The following is a 3,828-nucleotide window of genomic DNA, read 5'->3' on the forward strand; positions in this document are numbered from 1 at the left end:
CCCACCACCGCGCCGTGGCCGGCCAGCCGCCGCGCCAGGGCGGCGCCGATGCCCGACGACGCGCCGGTGACCACCACCCGCTTTCCTGCTACCGCGTACACCATGGCCAAAGCGTGGCGCGAATGACCAGCTACCACACCGGTTTCGGCAATATGCCTGCACAAGTGGCTATTCGGCGGCGTGGTAAGCTCGTTATATTGGCTAAGTATCAACCCGCCTTCCGTGCAGAGGGGTAGCGATGGCACGCACCGACAACGACACCTGGGATCTGGCATCAAGTGTTGGCGTGACCGCCACGATGGTCGCCGCGTCGCGCGCGATGGCCAGCAAGTCCGAGCACCCGTTGATCAACGATCCGTTCGCCGAGCCACTGGTCCGCGCCGTGGGCGTGGACCTGTTCGTCCGGCTGGTCAGCGGCGAGTTGAACCCCGCCGACCTCCAGGACGACGGCGACAGTTCCTCGCGGAGCATGCCGCGGATGACCGACAACATGGCGGTCCGCACCAAGTTCTATGACGAGTTCTTTCTCGACGCGACACAGGCAGGCATCAGGCAGGCGGTGATCCTGGCCTCCGGATTGGATTCCCGGGCCTACCGGCTATCCTGGCCCGACGGCACTACGGTGTACGAGATCGACCAGCCGCAGGTGATCGAATTCAAATCCCGCACGCTGGCCGAGTTGGGCGCGCAGCCCACCGCGCACCGGCGCACGGTCGCGATCGATTTGCGCGACGACTGGCCAACTGCGTTGCGCGCTGCGGGTTTCGATGCAGACCAGCCGACGGCATGGAGCGCTGAGGGGTTGTTGGGTTACCTGCCACCTGAGGCGCAGGATCGGTTGCTCGACACCGTCACCGCGCTGTCCGCGCCGGGCAGCCGGATCGCTACCGAAAGCATGCCCCGGCGAGATGACGCCCTGCGCGAGCGTCTCAAGGAACACATGCGGACCGTCTCCGAGCGCTGGCGTAAGCACGGCCTCGATCTCGATATGACCGAGCTGATCTATTTCGGCGACCGCAACGAGGCGGCGCCCTACCTGTCCGATTGCGGCTGGCAGATCACCGGCCGCAGCACACGAGAGCTGTTCGCGGCCAACGGGCTTCCGCCGCTTGACGACGACTTCCCGTTTGCCGACCGGCTCTACGTCAGCGGCACACTGACCGACAAAAAGTAGGAGTCATCACATGACACAGGCCCAATCCGGACGATTCGACGGCGACAGCTGGGACCCGGCATCCAGCGTGGGAGCGACCGCGACGATGGTTGCCGCCTCACGTGCTATTGCCTCGCAAGGCCCCGACCCGCTGCTCGATGATCCGCTGGCCGATCCGCTAGTCCGTGCGGTGGGCTTGACTCCGTTCATCCGCCTCGTCGACGGCGAGGTCAGCCTGGACGACGACCCGGTGCTGAACCGCCGAACGCGGTCTGAGCAAATGGCGGTGCGCACAAGGTTTTTCGATGACTTCTTCGTAACCGCCACCGAAGGCGGCATTCGTCAGGCGGTCATCCTGGCGTCCGGCCTGGACACCAGGGCCTACCGGCTGCCCTGGCCGGCCGGAACGGTGGTCTACGAGATCGACCAGCCGCAGGTGATCGACTTCAAGACCACAACCTTGGCCGATCTCGGCGCCGAGCCGACCGCCGAGCGGCGTACGGTCAGCATCGATCTGCGATACGACTGGCCAGCAGCGTTGCGGGAAGCGGGTTTCGACGTGAACCAGCCGACGGCGTGGAGCGCCGAAGGCCTATTGCCCTACTTGCCGCCCGAGGCCCAGGACCGATTGTTCGACAACATCACCGCGCTCAGCGCGCCGGGAAGCCAGCTCGCCACCGAACACATCGGCAACCCGGATGCCTTCTCCGAGGAGAGCGTGCAGCGCATTGGCGAACGGTGGCGGCGCGCCGGTTTCAACATGAACCCGGGCGACCTGTTCTACCAGGGCGAGCGCAGTATCGTGATCGACTACCTGACCGGCCACGGCTGGCAGGTCACCCCGCATCCCGCCCCGGAGCTCTACCAGCGCAACGGATTTACCTTCCCGGACGACGAGTCGATGGCGATGTTTCGGGACATGTCCTATGTCGCTGCCACCCTCGGATAGGGCGGACATGGCACGAACTCATGACGACAGCTGGGACCTGGCATCCAGTGTGGGCGCGACCGCGACGATGATCGCGGCGGCCCGCGCGATGGCGACCAAGGATCCTCACGGGCTGATCAACGATCCGTTCGCCGAACCCCTGGTTCGCGCCGTCGGGCTGGAATTCTTCGTGAAGATGATCGACGGCTCGGTCGACTTCTCCGCCATCGAAAACGCGTCGCCAGCCCGGATGCAGACCATCGTCAACGGAATTGGGGTGCGCACCAAGTACTTTGACTCCTACTTGCTGGCGGCCGTCAACGCGGGTGTGCGTCAAGTGGTGATCCTGGCATCCGGCCTGGATGCGCGGGCCTACCGGCTGCATTGGCCGGCCGAGACCGTGGTCTATGAGGTCGATCAGCCACAGGTGATCGAGTTCAAGACCACCACGCTGGCCGACATCGGCGCGGAGCCTACTGCCGAGCGCCGTACGGTCGGCATCGATCTGCGATTCGACTGGCCTGCCGCACTCGAGGCCGCCGGCTTTGACGCGCAAGCGCCCACGGCGTGGCTGGCCGAAGGTCTGCTGATCTACCTGCCGCCAGATGCCCAGGACCGGTTGTTCGACAACATCACCGCGATGAGCGCCCCGGGCAGCACCATCGCCACCGAATATGTTCCAGGCCTTAAAGATTTGGACCCCGACCGGGTTCGCGAGATGACGGCGCAGTTTCGCGAGCAAGGCGTCGACATCGATATGCCGTCGTTGGTGTACACCGAGGGGCGCAGCCACGTCATCGAATACCTGCGTGGTAAGGGATGGGATGTCGTCGATACCCCTCGTGCCGAGTTGTTCCACCGCGAAGGATTCGAGATTCCCGCGCCCGAGGATGACGAGCCGCTTGGCGAAATCATCTACGTCAGCGGCACACTCACGAGCTAGAAGCGAGACTCCCCCAGCCACAGCACACTGGCACCGCTGAACGCCCGCTCGGCCTGCTCGATAATCCCGACCACCGACTGGCCGATCAATGCGCCCAGCGCATCCGGCAACGACGCGGCCGCCGGTTGCGACGACGGGCGCGGCCGCAGGAAGTCCCACAACGACGAGCCCGGATAGCCGACAAGCCGGACCTTGGCGTCTTCGTCGAAGCCCGCCAACACCTTTGCGCGGCGCACCGCGGTTCGCAAGCCGCCGAGTTCGTCGACCAAGCCGTGCTCGAGAGCATCTGCACCGGTCCAGACCCGGCCTTGGGCGACGGCGTCCACCGCCTCGACACTCAGCTTGCGGCCCTCGGCGACCCGGTGCACGAAGTCGGTGTAGAACAGGTCCGCCTCGGCCTCGACCTGGGCGTGCTGCTCAGGGGTGAACGGTGCGTTCACCGACCAGGCGTCGGCGTTGGCGTTGGTGCGCACCGAATCCGACCCGACGCCCAAGCGGCCCTTCAGGTCCCGGGCGATCAGCTTGCCGGTGATCACACCGATCGAACCGGTGATCGTGCCCGGGTTGGCGACGATCTCGTTGGCGCCCATCGAGGCGTAGTAGCCGCCGGACGCGGCGACCGCACCCATCGACGCCACCACCGGCTTGCCCCGGTCGCGCGCCTTGCGCACCTCGCGCCAAATGGTTTCCGACGCGTTGACCGAACCGCCCGGCGAGTCGATCCGCAACACGATCGCTGACACCGCATCGTCGGCAGCGGCCTCCCGCAGGCCTGCCGCGATCGTGTCGCCGCCGGCGCTGGGG

At 66.0% G+C, this 3,828-nt stretch carries 4 protein-coding genes; 3 read left to right on the plus strand and 1 reads right to left on the minus strand.

All coding sequences use genetic code 11. The features are described 5' to 3' along the window. Positions 1–238: 238 nt before the first annotated feature. The 3 genes from WB785_RS24260 to WB785_RS24270 are packed head-to-tail and all read left to right on the plus strand — an operon-like array spanning position 239 to position 3,024. Positions 239–1,174: a class I SAM-dependent methyltransferase gene (locus tag WB785_RS24260; RefSeq protein WP_424082571.1), complete on the plus strand. Its 936-nt coding sequence runs from the start codon at positions 239–241 to the stop codon at positions 1,172–1,174. A 10-nt stretch (positions 1,175–1,184) separates the two neighbouring features. After that, complete coding sequence (locus tag WB785_RS24265) at positions 1,185–2,102, plus strand: class I SAM-dependent methyltransferase (protein ID WP_424082573.1); 918 nt, start codon at positions 1,185–1,187, stop codon at positions 2,100–2,102. A gap of 7 nt (positions 2,103–2,109) precedes the next feature. Further along, positions 2,110–3,024, plus strand: a complete 915-nt coding sequence (locus tag WB785_RS24270) for a class I SAM-dependent methyltransferase (RefSeq protein ID WP_424082575.1) — start codon at positions 2,110–2,112, stop codon at positions 3,022–3,024. Here the strand turns inward: WB785_RS24270 and sppA are convergent. Then, a partial coding sequence (gene sppA / locus WB785_RS24275; RefSeq protein ID WP_424082577.1) for a signal peptide peptidase SppA occupies positions 3,021–3,828 on the minus strand: 808 nt, incomplete at its 5' end. The two genes, WB785_RS24270 and sppA, sit on opposite strands and share 4 nt — an antisense overlap.

The organism is Mycobacterium sp., assembly GCF_049585075.1.
Taxonomy (GTDB): domain Bacteria; phylum Actinomycetota; class Actinomycetes; order Mycobacteriales; family Mycobacteriaceae; genus Mycobacterium.